Source organism: Streptomyces sp. NPDC057854, assembly GCF_042797055.1.
GTDB lineage: Bacteria > Actinomycetota > Actinomycetes > Streptomycetales > Streptomycetaceae > Streptomyces.
This window is the reverse complement of the sequence record NZ_JBHVMF010000010.1, coordinates 116298-136815: the sequence shown is the minus strand read 5'-3', so window position 1 is coordinate 136815 and position 20518 is coordinate 116298. Positions and strand designations below refer to the sequence as shown.

General features: G+C 72.0%; 18 protein-coding genes. 4 read left to right on the top strand and 14 right to left on the bottom strand.

Annotated elements, in window-relative coordinates; genetic code table 11:
* Positions 1-34: 34 nt before the first annotated feature.
* The 3 genes from ACFVQZ_RS16795 to ACFVQZ_RS16785 all read left to right on the top strand — a co-directional run bounded on the left by ACFVQZ_RS16795 (position 35) and on the right by ACFVQZ_RS16785 (position 3938).
* On the top strand, positions 35-850 hold the full coding sequence (locus ACFVQZ_RS16795) for a thioredoxin domain-containing protein (protein ID WP_030492971.1): 816 nt from the start codon (positions 35-37) through the stop codon (positions 848-850).
* 143 nt (positions 851-993) lie between these two features.
* Entirely contained in the window at positions 994-2643 is a 1650-nt protein-coding gene (locus ACFVQZ_RS16790) for an alkaline phosphatase D family protein (RefSeq protein WP_383623163.1), read from the top strand.
* A gap of 338 nt (positions 2644-2981) precedes the next feature.
* Positions 2982-3938, top strand: coding sequence for a zinc metalloprotease (locus ACFVQZ_RS16785; RefSeq protein ID WP_383623160.1), 957 nt, complete (start codon positions 2982-2984; stop codon positions 3936-3938).
* A 71-nt stretch (positions 3939-4009) separates the two neighbouring features.
* Here ACFVQZ_RS16785 and ACFVQZ_RS16780 read toward each other — a convergent pair whose 3' ends face one another.
* From ACFVQZ_RS16780 to ACFVQZ_RS16755, 6 genes are all read right to left on the bottom strand, one after another.
* On the bottom strand, positions 4010-4600 hold the full coding sequence (locus ACFVQZ_RS16780) for a dienelactone hydrolase family protein (protein WP_030492974.1): 591 nt from the start codon (positions 4598-4600) through the stop codon (positions 4010-4012).
* A gap of 57 nt (positions 4601-4657) precedes the next feature.
* Positions 4658-6244, bottom strand: coding sequence for a Na+/H+ antiporter (locus tag ACFVQZ_RS16775; protein WP_030492975.1), 1587 nt, complete (start codon positions 6242-6244; stop codon positions 4658-4660).
* Between the two features lie 89 nt (positions 6245-6333).
* The gene (locus ACFVQZ_RS16770) at positions 6334-6801 is read right to left on the bottom strand and encodes a GNAT family N-acetyltransferase (RefSeq protein WP_030492976.1); all 468 of its coding nucleotides are present in this window, start codon (positions 6799-6801) and stop codon (positions 6334-6336) included.
* Complete coding sequence (locus ACFVQZ_RS16765) at positions 6798-7739, bottom strand: RluA family pseudouridine synthase (RefSeq protein ID WP_030492977.1); 942 nt, start codon at positions 7737-7739, stop codon at positions 6798-6800. The genes ACFVQZ_RS16770 and ACFVQZ_RS16765 overlap by 4 nt, the downstream gene beginning before the upstream one ends.
* 43 nt (positions 7740-7782) lie before the next feature.
* Positions 7783-8361, bottom strand: coding sequence for a signal peptidase II (gene lspA / locus ACFVQZ_RS16760; protein ID WP_030492978.1), 579 nt, complete (start codon positions 8359-8361; stop codon positions 7783-7785).
* Between the two features lie 194 nt (positions 8362-8555).
* Entirely contained in the window at positions 8556-9530 is a 975-nt protein-coding gene (locus ACFVQZ_RS16755) for a TraR/DksA family transcriptional regulator (RefSeq protein ID WP_383623154.1), read from the bottom strand.
* Between the two features lie 570 nt (positions 9531-10100).
* Here ACFVQZ_RS16755 and ileS point away from each other — a divergent pair.
* A complete protein-coding gene (gene ileS, locus ACFVQZ_RS16750; protein ID WP_383623151.1) occupies positions 10101-13244 on the top strand; it encodes an isoleucine--tRNA ligase in 3144 nt (1047 codons plus the stop codon).
* Between the two features lie 165 nt (positions 13245-13409).
* On the opposite strand, the gene ACFVQZ_RS16745 is transcribed toward ileS, so the two are convergent.
* From ACFVQZ_RS16745 to murG, 8 genes are all read right to left on the bottom strand, one after another.
* On the bottom strand, positions 13410-14477 hold the full coding sequence (locus tag ACFVQZ_RS16745; RefSeq protein ID WP_030492981.1) for a DivIVA domain-containing protein: 1068 nt from the start codon (positions 14475-14477) through the stop codon (positions 13410-13412).
* 55 nt (positions 14478-14532) lie between these two features.
* On the bottom strand, positions 14533-14823 hold the full coding sequence (locus tag ACFVQZ_RS16740) for a YggT family protein (RefSeq protein WP_030492982.1): 291 nt from the start codon (positions 14821-14823) through the stop codon (positions 14533-14535).
* A 77-nt stretch (positions 14824-14900) separates the two neighbouring features.
* A complete protein-coding gene (locus tag ACFVQZ_RS16735; RefSeq protein WP_030492983.1) occupies positions 14901-15521 on the bottom strand; it encodes a cell division protein SepF in 621 nt (206 codons plus the stop codon).
* Positions 15522-15643: 122 nt separating this feature from the next.
* Complete coding sequence (locus ACFVQZ_RS16730) at positions 15644-16363, bottom strand: YggS family pyridoxal phosphate-dependent enzyme (protein ID WP_383623146.1); 720 nt, start codon at positions 16361-16363, stop codon at positions 15644-15646.
* A 5-nt stretch (positions 16364-16368) separates the two neighbouring features.
* A complete protein-coding gene (gene pgeF, locus ACFVQZ_RS16725) occupies positions 16369-17103 on the bottom strand; it encodes a peptidoglycan editing factor PgeF (RefSeq protein ID WP_030492985.1) in 735 nt (244 codons plus the stop codon).
* Positions 17100-18311, bottom strand: coding sequence for a cell division protein FtsZ (ftsZ, locus tag ACFVQZ_RS16720; protein ID WP_030492986.1), 1212 nt, complete (start codon positions 18309-18311; stop codon positions 17100-17102). The genes pgeF and ftsZ overlap by 4 nt, the downstream gene beginning before the upstream one ends.
* 279 nt (positions 18312-18590) lie before the next feature.
* Entirely contained in the window at positions 18591-19394 is an 804-nt protein-coding gene (locus tag ACFVQZ_RS16715) for a cell division protein FtsQ/DivIB (protein ID WP_383623141.1), read from the bottom strand.
* A gap of 25 nt (positions 19395-19419) precedes the next feature.
* Positions 19420-20514 (bottom strand): undecaprenyldiphospho-muramoylpentapeptide beta-N-acetylglucosaminyltransferase, encoded by a 1095-nt coding sequence (gene murG, locus ACFVQZ_RS16710; RefSeq protein WP_030492988.1) that lies wholly within the window; start codon positions 20512-20514, stop codon positions 19420-19422.
* Between the last annotated feature and the right edge of the window lie 4 nt (positions 20515-20518).

The following is a 20518-nucleotide window of genomic DNA, read 5'->3' as shown; positions in this document are numbered from 1 at the left end:
CATCCCTCTTTCTTCCTTCCGGAGTTTCACGATCATGAGTGCACGCAACAGTCACGCCAACAAGGCCGCCGCCCGCGAGCGGCTGCGCGCGGAGCGCGAGGCGCAGGCGAAGAAGGAGCGCGCCCGCCGGCAGCTGATCGTCGGCGTCTCGGCGGTGGCGGTGCTCGCCGCGGCCGGCGGCATCGGCTACGCGGTCGTCCAGGCGAACCAGCCCACCGCGTGGGAGACCGCAGCCGACGCCACGACGGTCACGGCCCCGAAGAACACCGAGGGCGAGAACGGCACCACCGTCGTCATCGGCAAGGACTCGGCGAAGAAGACGCTGGAGCTGTACGAGGACTCCCGCTGCCCGGTCTGCGCGACCTTCGAGCAGTCGGTCGGCTCCACCGTCGAGAAGGACGTCGAGGCCGGCAAGTACAAGCTCAAGTACGTCGGCGCGACCTTCATCGACAACATGGACCAGGGCGAGGGCTCGAAGAACGCCCTGTCGGCGCTGGGCGCGGCGCTCGACGTGAGCCCGGAGGCGTTCCTCGACTACAAGGCGGCGCTCTACTCCGCGAAGTGGCACCCGGAGGAGAGCGACGACAAGTTCGCGAAGGACTCCTACCTGCTGGAGGTCGCGGACACGGTCCCGGCACTGAAGGGCAACGCCGCCTTCAGGAAGCACGTGGAGGACGGCACCTTCGACGCGTGGGCGATGAAGATGTCGAAGACCTTCTCCGAGAGCGGGGTGACCGGTACCCCGACGCTGAAGATGGACGGCAGGACGCTGACCGTCGAGGGCTCGCAGAACCCGCCGCTGACGGTCGAGGAGTTCAACGCCGCGCTCACCCCGGTCCTCGCCGGCTGACCCTCTCCCCTCCGTCCGTCCCCGGCCCGCGCGGGCCGGGGACGACGCGTGTCCGCAGGACCTCGTGAGCGACGGGCGAAGTCCCGGAAAACTTTCCGGATTTCGCCGTCAACCTTTCATACCCGTCAGTAATCTGACTGGCCGTGACCAGTCACTCCATATCTCCTGCCCCCACGCGGCGCACGGTCGTCAAGGCCGCCGCCGTCACCGCCGTCGCCACCCCCGCGCTGCTCGGCGCGGCAGCGCCGGCCCTCGCGGACGCCGCGGCGCCCGCCTTCCTGCACGGCGTCGCCTCGGGCGACCCGCTGCCCGACGGCGTCCTGCTCTGGACGCGCGTCACCCCCTCCCCGGAGGCCGTGCCCGGCTCCGGGCTCGGCGCGGACGTCCGCGTCGACTGGGAGGTGGCCGAGGACCGCTCGTTCACCCGGGTCGCCGCCTCCGGTACGGCCACCGCGACCGCAGCCGCCGACCACACGGTCAAGGCCGACGTCCGCGGACTGCGCCCGGCCACCTCGTACTTCTTCCGCTTCACGGCCGGCGGCACGATCTCGGCGACGGGCCGGACCCGCACCGCCCCGGCCGCCGACGCCGCCGCGCCGGGCGTCCGCTTCGGCGTGGTGTCCTGCGCCAACTTCGAGGCCGGGCACTTCTCCGCGTACCGCCACCTGGCGGGTCGCGCCGACCTCGACGCGGTGCTGCACCTCGGCGACTACCTGTACGAGTACGCCAGCGGGGTCTACCCGAAGGCCGGGGACACCGTCCGGCCGCACGAGCCGCGCCACGAGATCGTGTCGCTGACCGACTACCGCACCCGGCACGGCTGGTACAAGACGGACCCGGACCTCCAGGCGCTGCACGCCGCCCACCCGGTGGTGGCGATCTGGGACGACCACGAGTTCGCCAACGACGCCTGGACGGGCGGCGCCGAGAACCACACCCCGGGCGCCGAGGGCGACTGGGCCGCGCGGGTCGCCGCCGCCAAGCGGGCGTACTTCGAGTGGATGCCGGTCCGCGCCTCCACGGAGGGCACGGTCTTCCGCCGGATCCGCTTCGGCAGGCTGGCCGATCTGCACCTGCTGGACCTGCGCTCGTTCCGCTCCGCGCAGGCGAAGACGGGCTCCGGCGCGGTCGACGACCCGGAGCGCACGCTCACCGGCCGGGCGCAGCTCGACTGGCTGAAGTCCGGCCTGGCCGGTTCGGACGCCGCGTGGCAGCTGGTCGGTACCTCGGTGATGATCTCGCCGGTGGCCTTCGGCTCGCTTCCCGCGTACCTGCTGGAACCGCTCGCCGAGCTGATGGGGCTGCCGACGGAGGGGCTCGCGGTCAACGTCGACCAGTGGGACGGCTACACCGACGACCGCAAGGAGCTGCTGGCACACCTGAGCTCCCGGGCGATCCGGAACACGGTCTTCCTGACCGGCGACATCCACATGGCGTGGGCGAACGACGTGCCGGCCAAGGCGGCCACGTACCCGCTCTCCCCCTCGGTGGCCACCGAGTTCGTGGTCACCTCGGTGACCTCGGACAACCTGGACGACCTGCTGAACGTGGCTCCGGGCACCCTCTCGGTGGTGGCCGCGGGCGCGGTGAAGGCGGCCAACCGGCACGTGAAGTGGGTGGACATGGACCACCACGGGTACGGCGTCCTCGACGTGACCGCCGAGCGCTCGCAGATGGACTACTACACGGTCTCCGACAAGCGCGATCCGGCCGCGACCGCGTCCTGGGCCCGCTCCTACCGGACGCTCAGCGGAACGCAGCGTGTCGAGCGGGTGTACCAGCCGGTCGTCTGACCGCCTTTCGACCGTCGATTTTCAGCCATGATCCTCTGTGTTAACGGACGATGACATGGCTACGGCGGGTGGTGGTCCCGAGGCCCCGAAACCGGACACACCACCCGCCACCGGCGCGGCTTCTGTTACGTCGCCGTCTCAAACTGCGGAACCCGCGCAAACTTTTCTTCCCGATGTCCCCAATTGCCCTCCGAATGATTGGGCCTGATCACCGCTCAACGGTGTCTGACATGAACGCGTAATCTCCCCGCCGTGGCGAGGAAGTACCTCCCACCACCCCCCGCGAGGAGTCACCTGTGCGTGCTCTTGTCCGTATATCGCCGCGTACCTCACGTCGTGTGCTCGGCACCGCCGTCCTGGCCGGAACCCTGGCCCTGGCGCCGTTCTCCGCCCCCGTCGTCGCCCAAGCCACCCCGGCCCTGGCCGGTGCCTCCGCCGAGGAGTGCCACGACGACACGGAGGCGCTGTCCGGCGCCCGCAAGGAGAAGGGCGCCGACACCCACGCCCACGAGCCGAACGAGGTCTCCGCCGCCCAGGCCAAGGCCATGGACGCCGACCTCAGCAAGAAGCTCTCGGCGCTGAAGTCGAGCGGCCGGCTCTCCGCCACCGCCGCCACCGCCGGCGCGACCATCCCGGTCTACTTCCACGTCATCCACAGCGGCACGACGGGCAAGCTGAGCGCGACGGCCATCAACAACCAGATGAACGTGCTCAACGCGGCCTTCGGCGGCCAGGGCACCGGCAACGTGAACACCGGCTTCCAGTTCACCCTCGCCGGCACCACCTACACGGACAACGCCTCCTGGTACAACCTGGCCTCCGGCTCCACCGCCGAGAAGCAGATGAAGCAGACCCTCCGCCAGGGCGGCGCGAACGCGCTGAACATCTACACCGCGAACCTCAGCGGCGGCCTGCTCGGCTGGGCGACCTTCCCGTCCTCGTACAACTCCAACCCGTCCATGGACGGCGTCGTCCTCCTCGACGGCTCGCTGCCGGGCGGCTCGGCGGCCAACTACAACCAGGGCGACACCGCCACCCACGAGGTCGGCCACTGGATGGGCCTGTACCACACCTTCCAGGGCGGCTGCAACGGCAACGGCGACTACGTCGCCGACACCCCGGCCGAGAAGTCTCCGGCGTACGAGTGCCCGACCGGCCGCGACTCCTGCGCCTCCAAGGCCGGCGTGGACCCGATCCACAACTTCATGGACTACACGTACGACGCGTGCATGTACCAGTTCACCACGGGCCAGGTGACCCGGATGAACGACCACTGGACCGCGTACCGCGCCTGACGGCCCGTCCGCGCACAGTGAACGGCCCCCGGGGGACTCCCCCGGGGGCCGTCCCCGTCACTCCCCTGCGGTCACTCCCCCTCGGCGAGTCCGTCGAGCCCGTCGAGGAAGTCCAGCGCGATCGCCCAGGTCCGCTCCGCCGCCTCGGCGTCCCAGTCCGGCAGGTCCGGGTCCGTGAAGATGTGCCCGGCGCCCCGGTACCGGTACACCTCCACGTCCGCCCCCGCCCTCCGCATCTGGAGGTACCAGGCGGACAGCCAGTCGTCCGTCTCGAACGGGTCCGGCTCGGCCACGTGCAGCTGGACCGGCAGGTCGTCCACGGACGCGTTCGGCGCGAGGTCCGAGGTGCCGTGGAGCAGCAGCAGCCCGCGCGCCTTCTCGTCGCCGAGCGCCAGCGTCTGCGCCACCGACGCCCCGAAGGAGAAGCCCGCGTAGACCAGCCCGCGCTCCGAGTAGGGGGCCGCGGCGAGCACCGCGCGCTTCAGCAGCTCGTCCGCGCCGATCTCGTCCTTCTTCGCCATGCCCTCCTCCACCGAGTCGGTGGTCCAGCCGTCGAAGAGGTCCGGCACCCACACCTGGTGCCCGGCGGCCCGCAGCCGGTCGGCGGCGGCCTCGACGGCCGGGCGCACCCCGTGCACCGAGGGGAAAAGCATGATGTCCATGCCCGCCATCCTGCCACCCGCCGCGGACAACGCCCCGGAGCCGCCGGCCGGGCGGGCTCAGCGCATCGAGCGGACGTCCAGCTGCCGCAGCACCCGGTCCACCACCTCGGGGTCGGCGCCCGGCTCGCTGCGCGCCGCGAGGACGGCGTGCCGGGCGGCGGACATCATCTCCCGCTGCACGGCCTGGAGCCGCTTCAGCCGGTCGACCCGCTCCGTGAAGGCGGCCCGCCGCTCCTCGTCCACCATGTCCGGGCTGATCCGCGCCCCGATGTCGAAGGCCCCGCGCTGGAGCCGTTCCGCGATCTCCTCGGGCAGCTCCTCGACCTCCTCGATCTCCTTCAGGCGCCGCTTGGCGGCCTTCGCGGCCCGGACGGCCAGCTCGCGCTCGAAGGCCCGCTCGGCGTCGGCGTCGGCCCGCACCCCCAGGAAGCGCACCAGCCGGGGCAGGGTGAGCCCCTGGACGACGAGCGTCGCCATGATCACGCAGAAGGCGATGAAGACCAGCTCGTCCCGGCCGGGGAAGGGCGAGCCGTCGTCGGTGGTGCGCGGAATGGCGAGGGCCAGCGCCACCGACGCCACCCCGCGCATCCCGGACCACCACATGACGACCGTCTCCCGCCAGCTCATCGGGATCTCCTCGGCCAGGTCCCTGCGGTCGTGCAGCCGCTTCGCCAGCCACGTGGCGGGGAGCAGCCACAGCAGCCGGACCCCGACGACCACGGCGACGACCACGGCGCCCCAGCCGAGCATCTCGCCGGCCCGGCCCTCGGCGACGCCGAAGACGTGGATGAGTTCGAGCCCGATGAGGCCGAAGGCGATGCCGGTGACGAGGGTGTCGACGACCTCCCAGAAGGTCTGGGCAGCGAGCCGGCCCATCACGTCGTCGGCGTCGACCGCGTACTCGGCGAGGAACAGCGCGGTGACGAGGACCGCGAGGACGCCGGAGCCGTGCAGCTCCTCGGCGAGCACGTAGGCGACGAACGGGACGAGGAGGGTGAGGCCGGTCTGGAGGGTGGCGTCGCCGACGAAGCCCATCAGCTTGTTGGTGACCCAGCCGAGCAGCAGGCCGACCGCGACCGCGACGACCGCCGACAGGACGAGCGCCCCCAGCGCCTCCGGCCAGGAGAACTCGCCGCTCACCACCGCCGCGATGGCCACGTGGTAGAGCACGATCGCGGTGACGTCGTTGAAGAGCCCCTCGCCCTCCAGGATCGACACCAGTCGCCGGGGCAGTCCCAGCGAGCCGGCGACGGCGGTCGCCGCGACCGGGTCGGGCGGGGCGACCAGGGCGCCGAGCGCGAGCGCGGCGGCCAGCGGGATGCCGGGCACCAGGACGTTCGCGACGGCGCCGACGGCGGCCGTGGTGACGAAGACCAGGGCGACCGCGAGCAGGAAGATCGGCCGCCGGTTGGCCGCGAACTGCCGCCAGGAGGTCCGCTGCACGGAGGCGTAGAGCAGCGGCGGCAGCACCAGCGGCAGGATGAACTCGGGCGGGATGTCGACGTTCGGCACGAACGGCAGGACGGCCAGCACGATCCCGAGAAGCGTCATCAGCACCGGCGCGGGCAGCCCGAGCCGGTCACCGAGGGGCACGGTGAGCACCGCCCCGAGCAGCAGCAAGAACAGAAGGGCCAGTTGATCCACGGCCCCACCCTGTCACGTACGTCCGTTTTGGTGGCGATAACCCCCTGTGTGACGGCAGATGTCCGCCGTGGTACCGAGGGGGGCGGCGGCTAGAGGGCGCGCCGCATCGCCCGGTGCGGGATGCCCGCGTCGGGGAACTCGCCGCCGTACGCCGCGTAGCCCAGCCGCTCGTAGAACCCGAGGGCGTGGGTCTGGGCGTGCAGGTCGACGGCGGTCAGGCCGCGCGCCCGGGCCGCGTCCTCGATGGCCCGCACCAGCGCCGCGCCCACCCCGAGGCCGCGCGCCGCCTCGGCGACCGCGAGCCGGCCGAGCGAGCCGACGGAGGCGTCCGCGCCGGTCTTGCCGACCGCGTCGGCGCCGTGCAGCAGCCGGCCGGTGCCCAGCGGCTGCCCGTCCGGCCGGACCGCGAGGACGTGCACGGCGGTGGCGTCGTACGCGTCGTACTCCAGCTCCGCCGGGACGCCCTGCTCCTTCACGAAGACCTCGCGGCGGACCGCGAAGCACGCCTCCAGATCGGCCTCGCCGGCCGCCTCGCGGACCTCGTACGCCCCGCTCACCGGCTCTCCGCCTCGATGCGGTCGAGCGCGGTCTGGAGGTCGGCCGGGTAGGTGGAGGCGAACTCGACCCACTTCCCGTCGCCGGGATGCTCGAAGCCGAGCCGGACCGCGTGCAGCCACTGGCGGGTCAGCCCGAGCCGCTTGGCCATGGTCGGGTCGGCGCCGTAGGTGAGGTCGCCGACGCAGGGGTGGCGGTGGGCCGACATGTGCACCCGGATCTGGTGGGTGCGGCCGGTCTCCAGCTTGATGTCGAGCAGCGAGGCCGCCCGGTACGCCTCGATCAGGTCGTAGTGGGTGACGGACGGCTTGCCGTCGGCGGTCACGGCCCACTTGTAGTCGTGGTTCGGGTGCCGGCCGATCGGCGCGTCGATGGTGCCGCTCAGCGGGTCCGGGTGGCCCTGGACCAGCGCGTGGTAGCGCTTGTCGACCGTGCGCTCCTTGAACTGGCGCTTGAGCGAGGTGTACGCGTACTCCGACTTGGCGACCACCATGAGGCCGGAGGTGCCGACGTCGAGGCGGTGCACGATGCCCTGGCGCTCGGCGGCGCCCGAGGTGGAGATCCGGTAGCCGGCGGCGGCGAGGCCGCCGATCACGGTGGTGCCGGTCCAGCCGGGGCTCGGGTGGGCCGCGACCCCGATCGGCTTCATGATCACGACGATGTCGTCGTCGTCGTGGACGATCTCCATGCCCTCCACGGGCTCGGCGACGACCTGCACGGGCGCGGGGGCGCCCGGCATCTCGACCTCCAGCCACGCGCCGCCGCTCACCCGCTCGGACTTGCCGACGACGGCGCCGTCGACCTGGACCTTGCCCGCGGCGGCGAGCTCGGCCGCCTTCGTGCGGGAAAACCCGAACATACGGGCGATGGCGGCGTCGACGCGCTCGCCCTCCAGGCCATCGGGAACGGGCAGGGTGCGGATCTCGGGACTCGTGCTCACCCGTCGAGTATGCCTTGTGCCGGGAGTGCTCGGTCCTGCGTGCTCAGTCCTTGTGGACGGTGCCGTCCGGGTCCAGGCCGCGGAAGGACAGGATGACGATCAGGATGCCGCCGCAGACGATCGCCGAGTCGGCGAGGTTGAAGACGGCGAAGTGGGCCGGGGCGATGAAGTCCACGACCGCGCCCTCGAAGACGCCCGGCGAACGGAACAGCCGGTCGGTCAGGTTGCCCAGCGCGCCGCCGAGCAGCAGGCCCAGCGCGATCGCCCAGGGCAGGCTGTAGAGCTTCCGGGCCAGCCGGATGATCACCACGATGACGGCGGCCGCGATACAGGTGAAGACGATGGTGAACGCCTCGCCCATGCCGAAGGCCGCGCCCGGGTTGCGGATCGCCTCGAAGCGGAGCAGATCGCCGATGACCTTGATCGGCTCGCGGCCCTCCAGCTTCTCCACCACGACGATCTTGCTGCCGAGGTCGAGGAGGTAGGCGAGCACGGCCACCACGAAGAGCGCGACGATCCGCCGCCTGCCCTTCGGAGCGCCCTCGGGCCGCTCCTCCGGGGCGGCCGAGTCCTCGGCCCCTGCTGAATCCGGCGTACCGATGACGCTCTCCGCCTCTGCCACGTGAGTGAGTCCCTCGTACCTCGTTGCCTGACCGTGCACCGAGGGTACGGCACAGGCGTACGAGACCGGCAGCCCGTACCGCCGCCGCCCCCGCCCGCCCGGGCCGCCGGGCAGCCGTCCGCCGCTCCCGCAGGGGGTGCCCGACCGGGCGCGGCCGACGCCGCGCCCGGCCGGCCCGGTCCGGAGGAAGCGGCCTAGCCGCGCCGCTCCTGCTTCTGCTTGTCCTCCACGCACAGGGTGGCGCGCGGGAACGCCTGCATGCGGGCCTTGCCGATGGGCTTGCCGCAGACCTCGCAGAGGCCGTACGTGCCCGCGTCGAGCCGTTCCAGGGCGTGCTCGGTCTGCTCCAGCATCTCCCGCGCGTTGGCCGCCAGGGCCAGCTCGTGCTCCCGGGTGATGTTCTTGGTGCCGGTGTCCGCCTCGTCCTGGCCGGCCCCGTCCCCGGAGTCGCGCATCAGGCCGGTCAGCTCCTCCTGGGAGTGGGCCAGCTCGCTGCGCAGCCGCAGCACCTCCGCCTGGAGGTCGCTGCGGGCCTCGGCGACCTCCTCCGGGGTCCACGGCTCCTCGCCGGGACGTACCGCGAGGTCCCCGGCCCGCGCCGGGGGCACGGCCGCCTCGTCCTCGACGGTCGTGACGCCACCCGCGGTCTTCTTCGCTGCCACCGTCCTGGCTCCTGTCTGCGTCTGCGCGGCCGCCTTCCGGCCGACACCCTTCTCCACGGTTCCCTCCCCCGCCCCTGCCGCCTCCCCGACGGCACCCTTCTCCGCCCCGGCCCCGGCGGCCACGGCCTTCTTGGCCGCCTTCTTGGCCACGGCTTTCTTGGCCGCAACCTTCTTGGCCACGGCCTTGTCAGCCGCCGCCCCCTCGGCCACGGGCTTCGCGGCCGCGGCCTTCTTCGCGACCGCCTTCTTCGCGACGGCCTTCTTGGCCACCGCCTTCTTCGCGGTCTTCTTCGCGGCCGGAGCCGCCTCCTCCGCCGCGCCGGAGAGCGCCGCGCCGGAAGGCGCCTCGCCGGACTCGGCCGAGTCGCCCGCGGGCGCGCGTTTCCGCGACGCGCGGGCCGGGGCCGTCGTACGCCGCTTGCCGGCCGCGCCCGCCGGGGAACCGGCGGACCCGGGGTCCCCGGCGCCGGCCGGGGACTGCTTCGCGGCGGTCTTCTTCGCCACCATGTCGCGGCCCCTTCACATTTTGTGATCTTGCTCGCGCATCGTGCTGGGACGATAAATCGGCCCAAGGCGCGCGGCAACGGGGCACGCCGCCCATTTCGCCCGCCCCGCGCCCCCGGCCCGGGCCCGTCGGAAACAGGTGCCCAACTCCCCGCCGGGTAATCCGCCCCGCCGCTCCCCCGGACGGCCCCCGGAACACCGCGCCGGTCCATGTGCCCATTCGGGTCACCGCCCGCCGCCGGCAAACCGGTCGGCCCGGCGCCCCCGCGCCCCGTACACTGGCCTCAGCGAGAGGCGTCGATGGGGACCAGTAGCGTCGTACGCGAGCCATGAGCGACCCGGGGACGGTGAGAGCCCGGGGGCGAGCCCGACGTGAAGCATCACCCCGGAGCTGCCGGAAGAAAGCCGCGTGGCCACGCACCACGGCACGCGGTGACTAGACCCGGTGTCGCGACCCCAATGAGGGGGCTTCGGACGGCCACGTCCGGGGCCAAGGAGGGTGGTACCGCGGGAGCACGGCTCTCGTCCCTCCGACGGAAGCAGCAATTGTCCGTCCGGAGGAGAGTCCGCCGCATGACACCGCCGCAGTACCGCCAGGTGCCCGCCCAGGTCGACCTGCCCGCGCTCGAGCACGCCGTGCTCGACTTCTGGCAGGAGAACAAGGTCTTCGCCAAGTCCCTGGAGCAGTCCGAGGGCCGCCCCGAATGGGTCTTCTACGAGGGCCCGCCGACCGCCAACGGCATGCCCGGCGCCCACCACATCGAGGCCCGCGTCTTCAAGGACGTCTTCCCCCGCTTCCGCACCATGCGCGGCTACCACGTCGCCCGCAAGGCCGGCTGGGACTGCCACGGCCTGCCGGTGGAGCTCGCCGTCGAGAAGGAGCTGGGCTTCTCCGGCAAGAAGGACATCGAGGCGTACGGCATCGCGGAGTTCAACGCGAAGTGCCGCGAGTCCGTGACCCGCCACACCGACGCCTTCGCCGAGCTCACCACCCGCATGGGCTACTGGGTCGACATGGACGGCGCCTACCGCACCATGGACCCCTCGTACATCGAGTCGGTCTGGTGGTCGCTCAAGCAGATCTTCGACAAGGGCCTGCTCGTCCAGGACCACCGCGTCGCCCCCTGGTGCCCCCGCTGCGGCACCGGCCTCTCCGACCACGAGCTCGCCCAGGGCTACGAGACGGTCGTCGACCCCTCGGTCTTCGTCCGCTTCCCGCTGACCTCCGGCCCCCTCGCCGGCAAGGCCGCGCTCCTCGTCTGGACGACCACCCCGTGGACCCTGGTGTCCAACACGGCCGTCGCCGCCCACCCCGAGGTCACCTACGTCGTCGCCACCGACGGCGACGAGCGCCTCGTCGTCGCCGAGCCGCTGCTCGACAAGGCCCTCGGCGAGGGCTGGGTCACCACCGGCGAGTCCTTCACCGGCAAGGAGATGGAGCGCTGGGCCTACCGGCGCCCCTTCGAGCTGGTCGAGTTCCCGGCCGAGGCGCACTTCGTCGTCAACGCCGACTACGTCACCACCGAGGACGGCACCGGTCTCGTCCACCAGTCCCCCGCCTTCGGCGAGGACGACCTCAAGGTCTGCAAGGCGTACGGCCTGCCGATGGTCAACCCGGTCCGCCAGGACGGCACCTTCGACGAGGAGCTGCCGCTGGTCGGCGGCGTCTTCTTCAAGAAGGCCGACGAGGCCCTGACCGCCGACCTCGACGCCCGCGGCCTGCTGTACAAGCACGTGCCGTACGAGCACAGCTACCCGCACTGCTGGCGCTGCCACACGGCCCTGCTCTACTACGCGCAGCCGTCCTGGTACATCCGGACGACCGCCGTCAAGGACCGCCTGCTGGAGGAGAACGAGAACACCAACTGGTTCCCGGACTCCGTCAAGCACGGCCGCTTCGGCGACTGGCTGAACAACAACATCGACTGGGCGCTCTCCCGGAACCGCTACTGGGGCACCCCGCTGCCGATCTGGCGCTGCGAGGAGGGCCACCTCACCTGCGTCGGCTCCCGCGCCGAGCTCACCGAGCTGACCGGCACCGACCAGTCGGCCCTGGACCCGCACCGCCCGTACATCGACGACGTCACCTTCACCTGCCCGGCCGAGGGCTGCTCCCTCGAAGCCGTCCGCGTCCCCGAGGTCATCGACGCCTGGTACGACTCGGGCTCCATGCCGTTCGCCCAGTACGGCTACCCGTACCAGAACAAGGAGCTGTTCGAGAGCCGCTACCCGGCCCAGTTCATCTCCGAGGCCATCGACCAGACCCGCGGCTGGTTCTACACGCTGATGGCCGTCGGCACCCTGGTCTTCGACAAGTCCTCGTACGAGAACGTGGTCTGCCTCGGCCACATCCTCGCCGAGGACGGCCGCAAGATGTCCAAGCACCTCGGCAACATCCTCCAGCCGATCCCGCTGATGGACCAGCACGGCGCCGACGCCGTCCGCTGGTTCATGGCGGCCGGCGGCTCCCCCTGGGCGGCCCGCCGCGTCGGCCACGGCACCATCCAGGAGGTCGTCCGCAAGACCCTCCTCACGTACTGGAACACGGTCGCCTTCCAGGCCCTGTACGCCCGTACGTCCGGCTGGGCACCGTCCGCCGCCGACCCGGCCCCGGCCGACCGCTCCGTCCTCGACAAGTGGCTGCTGTCCGAGCTGAACACGCTCGTCGCCGAGGCCACCGAGGCGATGGAGGCGTACGACACCCAGCGCACCGGCAAGCTCCTGTCCGCCTTCGTCGACGACCTCTCCAACTGGTACGTGCGCCGCTCCCGCCGCCGCTTCTGGCAGGGCGACAAGGCGGCCCTGCGGACCCTGCACGAGGTCGTCGAGACGGTCACCCGGCTGATGGCCCCGCTGACCCCGTTCATCACCGAGCGGGTCTGGCAGGACCTGGTCGTCCCGGTCACCCCGGACGCCCCCGAGTCGGTCCACCTCGCCACCTGGCCGGAGGCCGACGCGACGCTGGTCGACACCACCCTGTCCGAGCAGATGGTGCTGGTCCGCCGCCTGGTCGAACTGGGCCGCGCGACCCGCGCCGAGTCCGGCGTGAAGACCCGCCAGCCGCTCTCCCGCGCGCTCGTCGCGGCGAACGGCTTCGCGGCGCTCTCCCCGGAGCTGCAGGCGCAGATCACCGAGGAGCTGAACGTCACCGCCCTCGCCTCCCTCTCCGAGGTCGGCGGCAGCCTGGTCGACACCACCGCCAAGGCGAACTTCCGCGCGCTCGGCAAGCGCTTCGGCAAGGGCGTCCAGGACGTCGCCAAGGCCGTCGCCGCGGCCGACGCGGCCGCGCTGGCGCTGGCCCTGCGGGACGGCGAGGCGAGCCTGGAGGTGAACGGCGAGACGATCACCGTCACCCCCGAGGAGATCATCATCACGGAGACCCCGCGCGAGGGCTGGTCGGTCGCCTCCGACTCCGGCGCGACCGTCGCCCTGGACCTGGAGATCACCCCCGAGCTGCGCCGCGCCGGCCTGGCCCGGGACGCGATCCGCCTGATCCAGGAGGCCCGCAAGAACAGCGGCCTCGACGTCGCCGACCGCATCGCCCTGCGCTGGACCTCCTCCTCGGAGGAGACGGCGGAGGCGCTGACGGTCCACGCGGAGCTGATCGCGGACGAGGTCCTGTCGACGGACTACGCCCAGGGCGAGCCGGACGCGGCGTACGGCCCCGCCTTCGAGGACGAGTCCCTGGCCCTCACCTTCCACCTGCGCAAGGTCTGAGGCACGACGACGGCGCCCGCCCTCCCCGGGAAGCAGGGGAGGGCGGGCGCCGCCGTATGCGGAGGAGGGGGCCGGGTACGGCGAAGGGCCAGGGACTGGATCGCTCCAGGTCCTGGCCCTTCGGCTGCCGACGGCTACGTGCTCACCGCACGCTCAGGCGCCGCCTCAGTTGTCGTCCTCGTCGATCAGGAAGCCGCGCATCGGCGCCGGCGCCTGCTGCATCGGCTGCGGCGCCTGCGGCCGGACCGGAGCCATCGGCTGCGTCATCGCCGGGGACATCTGCTGCTGACCGCCGTAGGACGGGGCGCCGCCCATCGACGGACCGCCGCCCATCGGGCTGTTGCCGCCGTACGACGGGGCACCGGCACCGGCGGACGCCATGGACGGGGCCGGCGGCAGCGAGGCCGTGGCCGGGGTCCGCGGCGGGGCCAGCGAGTCGTCCGCCTGGGTCTCCAGCTGGCGCAGCTGCGACTCCAGGTAGGACTTCAGACGGGTCCGGTACTCGCGCTCGAAGCCGCGCAGGTCCTCGACCTTGCGCTCCAGCGTGGCGCGGGCGGACTCCAGGGAGCCCATCGCGACGCGGTGCTTCTCCTGCGCGTCCCGCTCCAGCGCGTCCGCCTTGGCGCGGGCGTCCCGCTCCAGGCCCTCGGCGCGGGAGCGCGCCTCGCCGACGATCTTGTTGGCCTCGGAGCGGGCCTCGGCGATCGCCTGGTCGGCGGTCTGCTGGGCCAGCGAGAGCACGCGGGCGGCGCTGTCGCCACCGGGCTGCTGCGGCGGCTGCGGCTGCATCTGCTGCTGCGGGTGACCCATGGGGCCGCCCTGCATCGGGCCGGGACCCATCGGACCGCCCTGCATCGGGCCCGGACCCATGGGTCCGCCCTGCATGGGGCCGGCGGGAAGCTGAGGAGCGCCGGAAGGCAGCTGCGGCGGGCCCATCTGCGGCGGCTGCTGCTGTACCGGCGGACCGGATATGGCGGCGGGCACGGGGGCGCCGGGACCGGGACGGTTGTCCTGCGGCTCCGGCGGCTTGCGCATGGCCTGCTGCTGGTTCTGCGCGGCGGCGCGCGTCGCCGCGGCCAGCTTGGCGCGCAGGTCCTCGTTCTCGCGGAGCAGGCGGGTCAGCTCGGCCTCGACCTCGTCGAGAAAGGCATCGACCTCGTCCTCGTCATAGCCTTCTCGCAGGCGGACGGTCGTGAACTGCTTGTTCCGCACGTCCTCGGGGGTCAGCGGCATCTCTTCTTCACCTCTACGTAGTCGTCGGCAGTCGGCAGGACCGTATCGTCCACACTCACCTCGCGAGGGAGTTCACGACGGAGATGAGGATGTAGACGATGATCATCAGAACGAAGAAGGACAGGTCGAGTGCCACGCCCCCGAGACGAAGCGGCGGGATGAGCCGCCGCAGAAGCTTGAGCGGTGGATCGGTGACAGTGTAGGTGGCCTCCAGAACGACCACCATCGCCTTGCCGGGTTGCCATGAACGGGCGAACTGGAAGACGTAGTCCATGACCAGCCGGAAGATCAGAAAGACGAGGAAGCACATCAGCACGATGTAGACCACCTGCAGTGCGACGCCCATCCCGCGGTTCCCTCTCCCCTGGCTCTGCTCTCAGCTTGCTCCGGCCGCTCCCGCGGCCGGTCCGTCCGGTTTCGTTCTCAGCTCTGGTTGAAGAATCCGCCCTCTGCGATCCGGGCCTTGTCCTCCGCCGTGACATCGACGTTAGCAGGCGACAACAGGAACACCTTCTGCGTCACGCGCTCAATGCTGCCATGGAGCCCGAAGACGAGTCCGGCGGCAAAGTCGACAAGTCGCTTCGCGTCCGTGTCGTCCATCTCCGTGAGGTTCATGATCACCGGGGTGCCCTCACGGAAGTGTTCCCCGATGGTACGGGCCTCGTTGTAGGTCCGCGGGTGCAGCGTGGTGATGCGGTACGGCTCCCGCTCGGACACGACCTTGGGCATGATCACCGGTGCGTTCTTCTCCAGGCTCGGGCGTTCGGGTGTGATGGATGCCACGGGGGCAATTCGGGCCGGACGACCGCTTTCGGCGAGTACCGGGGCAGAGTGGGCGACCGGCTCCCGGGGCGCGGGCGGCTGCACCACGCGCACCGGCTCCTCGCGCTCGATCTGGCGCGGCGGGGCCTGCCGGCGCTCCCGCTCGGGTTCCGGCTCCAGCTCGGGCTCGAAGTCGTCGTCGGGGTCGAAGCCCCGCCCGTCGTACCCATCGTCCTCCACGAGACCGAGGTAGACCGCCATCTTGCGCATCGCGCCGGCCATGCTCCGATTCCTCCGCTCTGTGGTGGATCGGCCTCGTCACCAAGTGCCCGCGATCCACGGGGTCACCCCGCCGTTCGCGGAATGACCATATTTTCTGCTGTGGTCCGACCTGCTTCGCGACGTTACCCGAGCTTCGGGCGCACACCGAGTACCGCCGTACCGACGCGTACGTGTGTCGCCCCGGCAGCGATGGCGTCCTCGAGGTCCGCGCTCATGCCCGCCGACACCATGTTCGCAGCCGGACGGGTCGCGCGCAGGGCAGTCGACAAATCCATCAGCCGGTCGAAGGCGGCGCGTTGCCGTCCGGCGTACGCGCCGACGAGGGGCGCGACGGTCATCAGGCCGTCGAGCCGCAGTCCGGGCGCCGCGTCGACGGCGGACGCCAACTCCGCCACGCCGTCCGGCGCCACGCCGCCGCGGTCGCCCCGGCCGCCGGCCTCGGCGTCGAGGGCGACCTGGATCAGGCAGCCGAGCTCGCGGCCGGCCTTCTCCGCCGCGGCGGAGAGGGACGAGACGAGCTTGAGGCGGTCGACGGACTGCACCACATCGGCATAACCCACCACGGATCTGACCTTGTTGGTCTGCAACTGACCGACGAAGTGCCAGGTGAGATCGAGGTCGGCGCAGGCCGCCGCCTTGGGCGCGGCGTCCTGGTCCCGGTTCTCCGCCACGTGCCGCACGCCGAGCCCGTGCAGGATCCGCACGTCGCTCGCCGGGTAGGTCTTGGTGACCACGATGAGGGTCACGTCCTCGCGGGGGCGCCCGGCGGCGGCGCAGGCGGCCGCGATCCGCTCCTCCACCCGCGCGAGGTTCTCCGCGAGTTCGGCCTTACGGTCCGTCATGCCTCTTACCTGCCCAACCAGACATATCCCGCGAGTCGCCCCGTGGTGCGATCGCGTCGGTACGAGAAGTGGTCCCGGGACTCCAGGGTGCAGACCCCGGCGTCCGTGACGTCGGTGACCCCGAGCCGCGCCAGCTGGGCGCGGACCCCGGCGGCGACGTCGACGGCCGGGGTGCCCCAGCTGGTCTCGGCGTACGCGCCGGGTTCGACGGCGGCGACCTCGGCGCGCAGCGCCTCGGGGACCTCGTAGCAGCGTCCGCACACGGCGGGGCCGGTGCGGGCGGTGATCCGGCCGGGCTCGGCGCCGAGTCCGGTCATCGCCTCGACGGCGGCGGGGACGACCCCGGCGACCATGCCGGGGCGTCCGGCGTGGGCGGCGGCGACGACCCCGGCGACCGGGTCGGCGAGGAGGACGGGGACGCAGTCCGCGGTGAGGACGGCGAGGCCGAGTCCGCGGCGGGTGGTGACGACCGCGTCGACGGCGGGGACGGCCCCGCCGTCCTCCCACGGCCCGTCGACCACGGCGACGCCGGCGCCGTGCACCTGGTTCATCCAGACCACGAGCGACGGGTCGAGCCCCAGCTCGGCGGCGGCGCGCGCCCGGTTGGCCCGGACGGCGGCGGGGTCGTCCCCGACGGCCCCGCCGAGGTTGAGCTCCTCGTACGGAACGGCGCTCACCCCGCCCCACCGGTCGGTGAAGGCGAAGTGCGCGCCGTTCGTGGTGAAGCGGTGCCCTATCACTTGAGGAAGTCCGGCACGTCCAGCTCCTCGGCGGGGCTGTCCGTGTACGGGCGGGCCGGCGGGACGACCGGCGGGGCGGGCGGCAGCGGCGCCTCGGCGGCCGGGGCCGGCTCGGCGGGGGCGGCCGGGGGCTCCTCGCGGGGCGTCACGGTGCCGAGGCCGCCGAGCGGGCGGGGGGTCTCGGTGACGCGGGGGGCCGGGGCCGGCTCCTCGCGCTTGGCGGAGACCGAGCCGATGATGTTGTCCCGGCGGGCCGGCGGCTGGCCGCCGTCGAAGCCGGCCGCGATGACGGTGACCCGGACCTCGTCGCCGAGGGCGTCGTCGATGACGGCGCCGAAGATGATGTTGGCCTCCGGGTGGGCGGCCTCGCTGACCAGCTGGGCGGCCTCGTTGATCTCGAAGAGGCCGAGGTCGCTGCCGCCGGAGATGGAGAGCAGCACGCCGCGGGCGCCGTCGATGGACGCCTCCAGGAGCGGCGAGGAGATCGCCATCTCGGCGGCGGCCACCGCGCGGTCGTCGCCGCGGGCGGAACCGATGCCCATGAGGGCGGAACCGGCCTCGGACATGACCGACTTGACGTCGGCGAAGTCGAGGTTGATCAGACCCGGGGTGGTGATCAGGTCGGTGATGCCCTGGACGCCGCTGAGCAGGACCTGGTCGGCCGACTTGAAGGCGTCGAGGACGGACACCTGGCGGTCCGAGATGGACAGCAGGCGGTCGTTGGGGATGACGATGAGGGTGTCGACCTCTTCGCGGAGCTCGGCGATGCCGTCCTCCGCCTGGTTGGCGCGGCGCCGGCCCTCGAAGGTGAAGGGGCGGGTGACCACGCCGATGGTCAGGGCGCCGAGCGAGCGCGCGATGTTGGCGACGACGGGCGCGCCGCCGGTGCCGGTGCCGCCGCCCTCGCCGGCGGTGACGAAGACCATGTCGGCCCCCTTGAGGACCTCCTCGATCTCCTCGCGGTGGTCCTCGGCGGCCTTGCGGCCGACGGCCGGGTTGGCCCCGGCCCCGAGGCCGCGGGTGAGTTCGCGGCCGACGTCGAGCTTGACGTCGGCGTCGCTCATCAACAGTGCCTGTGCGTCGGTGTTGATGGCGATGAACTCGACACCCTTGAGACCGACCTCGATCATTCGGTTGATGGCATTGACACCACCGCCGCCGACACCGATGACCTTGATGACTGCGAGGTAGTTCTGCGGTGCTGCCACGTCGAAGGCCTCTCGCCTCGAGTTACGTGTCGTCATTGCGCGGTGGTTGGCGCGCCGCGACGACGGATGCCGATGGGGTGGTCCGTTGCGCCGACCCCAACCCTAACGTTGAAGTTTAGGGTTACCAGTGTCTCTGTTCGCTGGACTCTTCCGAACAGGACACTAAGTCGACTAGCCGCGCGCGTTCAACGAACACGCCGAACCTCCCGTTTTTCTTTTCACCCTATGTGATCACCCGTAGCGGTGGCCAACCAGGGTGCTGGCCAGCGCCGATGCGCGTCAACTCCCTGAGGAGGCGGGTGCGCTGGGGGCACTTACGTCGAAGTGCCCCGCTTTGGGGGTCGCCTTCATGAGGGCGGTGAGCACGCGGGCCTTCGCGGGCCCGTGTTCGGCACTCCCCCAGAAGACGGTGCGATCCCGGGTCAGTTCCAGAGTGACGGAATCGTACGAGGAGAGGCGTACGACACGAGTGTCCTTCGCGATCGCGTCCGGGAGTTCACTCCGAACGCGCACCGCCTCGGCCAGCAGCCGGTCCGCGTCGAACCGGCGCAGGCTGGGCGAAGCGGCCACGTCGAGGACGAGCCGGGGCACGCCGCGGGGCGGGGTGGTGACGGTCGCGAACGGGACGGCCGCGGAGTCCACTTCGGTGAATGATCCCCGCTTCTCCAGAAGGAGCACGGGTTTCCGTTCGGTCACTTTCAGACCGATTCCGCGCGGCCAGGACCGGAATACGTCGACCGAGGCGATCCGCGGCAGTTTCTCCCTGAGCCGTGCCTCGATGCCGTCGGTGTCGACGGTGACCAGCGGCGCGCCGACCGGGACGGCGGCGACGGCCTCGACCTCGGCCGGGGTGAGCACCGCCGTGCCGGAAGTCTTCACATGTTCCACACGGAACCAGGTCGATCCGTAGAGGGCCCAGACCGTGCCGCCGGCGAGCAGGAGCACGCCGGCGGCGATCAGGGCGAGCCGCAGTCCGGTCAGCCGGACGCCTCGGCGCGCGCCCTCCGGCGGGGGCTGCCGGTCCGACGGTCCCTTCGGTCCGCTGGTGCCGCTCTTCTCCGCGGTCGTCGGTCCGGCTGCCACGCGCGCCTCTTCCCTCGGTCCTCCGCTACGCCTGTCGGCGGGCGGCGATCGCCTCGTACACCATGCCGACGAGCAGGTCGTCGGCGTCCCGGCGGCCGAACTCGGAGGCGGCGCGGGACATCTCGTACAGCCGGTGCGGATCGGCCAGCACGGGCAGGACGTTGGCCTGCACCCACTGCGGCGACAGCTCCGCGTCGTCGACGAGGAGTCCGCCGCCGGCCTTGACCACCGGCTGCGCGTTGAGCCGCTGTTCGCCGTTGCCGATGGGCAGCGGGACGTAGGCGGCGGGCAGCCCGACGGCCGAGAGCTCGGCGACGGTCATGGCGCCGGCGCGGCAGAGCATCATGTCGGCCGCGGCGTACGCGAGATCCATCCGGTCCACGTACGGTACCGGGACGTACGGCGGCATCCCGGGCATGTTGTCGACCCGCGGCAGTTCGTTCTTGGGACCGACCGCGTGCAGGATCTGGATGCCGGAGCGCTGGAGCACCGGGGCGACCTGCTGGACGACCTCGTTGAGTCGGCGGGCGCCCTGGGAGCCTCCGGAGACCAGCAGCGTGGGCAGGTTGGGGTCGAGGCCGAAGGCGGCGCGCGCCTCGGGCCGGACCCGGGCCCGGTCGAGGGTGGCGATGGTGTGCCGCAGCGGGATGCCGATGTAACGGGCGTTCCGCAGCTTGGAGTCCGGGGTGGCGACGGCGACCCCGGCGGCGTACCGGGAGCCGATCTTGTTGGCCAGGCCGGGCCGGGCGTTGGCCTCGTGGACCACGATCGGCACGCCGAGGCGCTTGGCGGCGAGGTAGCCGGGGAGCGCCACGTATCCGCCGAAGCCGACCACGCAGTCCGCCTTGGTCCGCTCCAGGACCTGCTCGGCGGCCTTGATGGTGCCGCGCAGGCGCCCGGGGACGGTGATCAGCTCCGGGGTGGGCTTGCGGGGCAGCGGTACGGCGGGGATGAGCGCCAGTTCGTAGCCCCGCTCGGGGACGAGCCGGGTCTCCAGGCCCTTCTCCGTGCCCAGCGCCGTGATGCCCACGCTCGGGTCCTGCCTGCGCAGGGCGTCCGCGAGGGCGAGCGCCGGCTCGATGTGACCGGCGGTCCCCCCGCCGGCGAGTACGACATGCACCGAA

Coding starts and splice junctions, on each gene's coding strand:
- ileS (WP_383623151.1), top strand. CDS start 10,101: ATGACACCGCCGCAGTACCGCCAGGTGCCCGCCCAGGTCGACCTGCCC.
- ACFVQZ_RS16735 (WP_030492983.1), bottom strand. CDS start 15,521: ATGGCCGGCGCGATGCGCAAGATGGCGGTCTACCTCGGTCTCGTGGAG.
- ACFVQZ_RS16755 (WP_383623154.1), bottom strand. CDS start 9,530: ATGGTGGCGAAGAAGACCGCCGCGAAGCAGTCCCCGGCCGGCGCCGGG.
- ACFVQZ_RS16780 (WP_030492974.1), bottom strand. CDS start 4,600: ATGGACATCATGCTTTTCCCCTCGGTGCACGGGGTGCGCCCGGCCGTC.
- ACFVQZ_RS16740 (WP_030492982.1), bottom strand. CDS start 14,823: ATGGGCGTCGCACTGCAGGTGGTCTACATCGTGCTGATGTGCTTCCTC.
- ACFVQZ_RS16730 (WP_383623146.1), bottom strand. CDS start 16,363: ATGACGGACCGTAAGGCCGAACTCGCGGAGAACCTCGCGCGGGTGGAG.
- ACFVQZ_RS16795 (WP_030492971.1), top strand. CDS start 35: ATGAGTGCACGCAACAGTCACGCCAACAAGGCCGCCGCCCGCGAGCGG.
- ACFVQZ_RS16745 (WP_030492981.1), bottom strand. CDS start 14,477: ATGCCGCTGACCCCCGAGGACGTGCGGAACAAGCAGTTCACGACCGTC.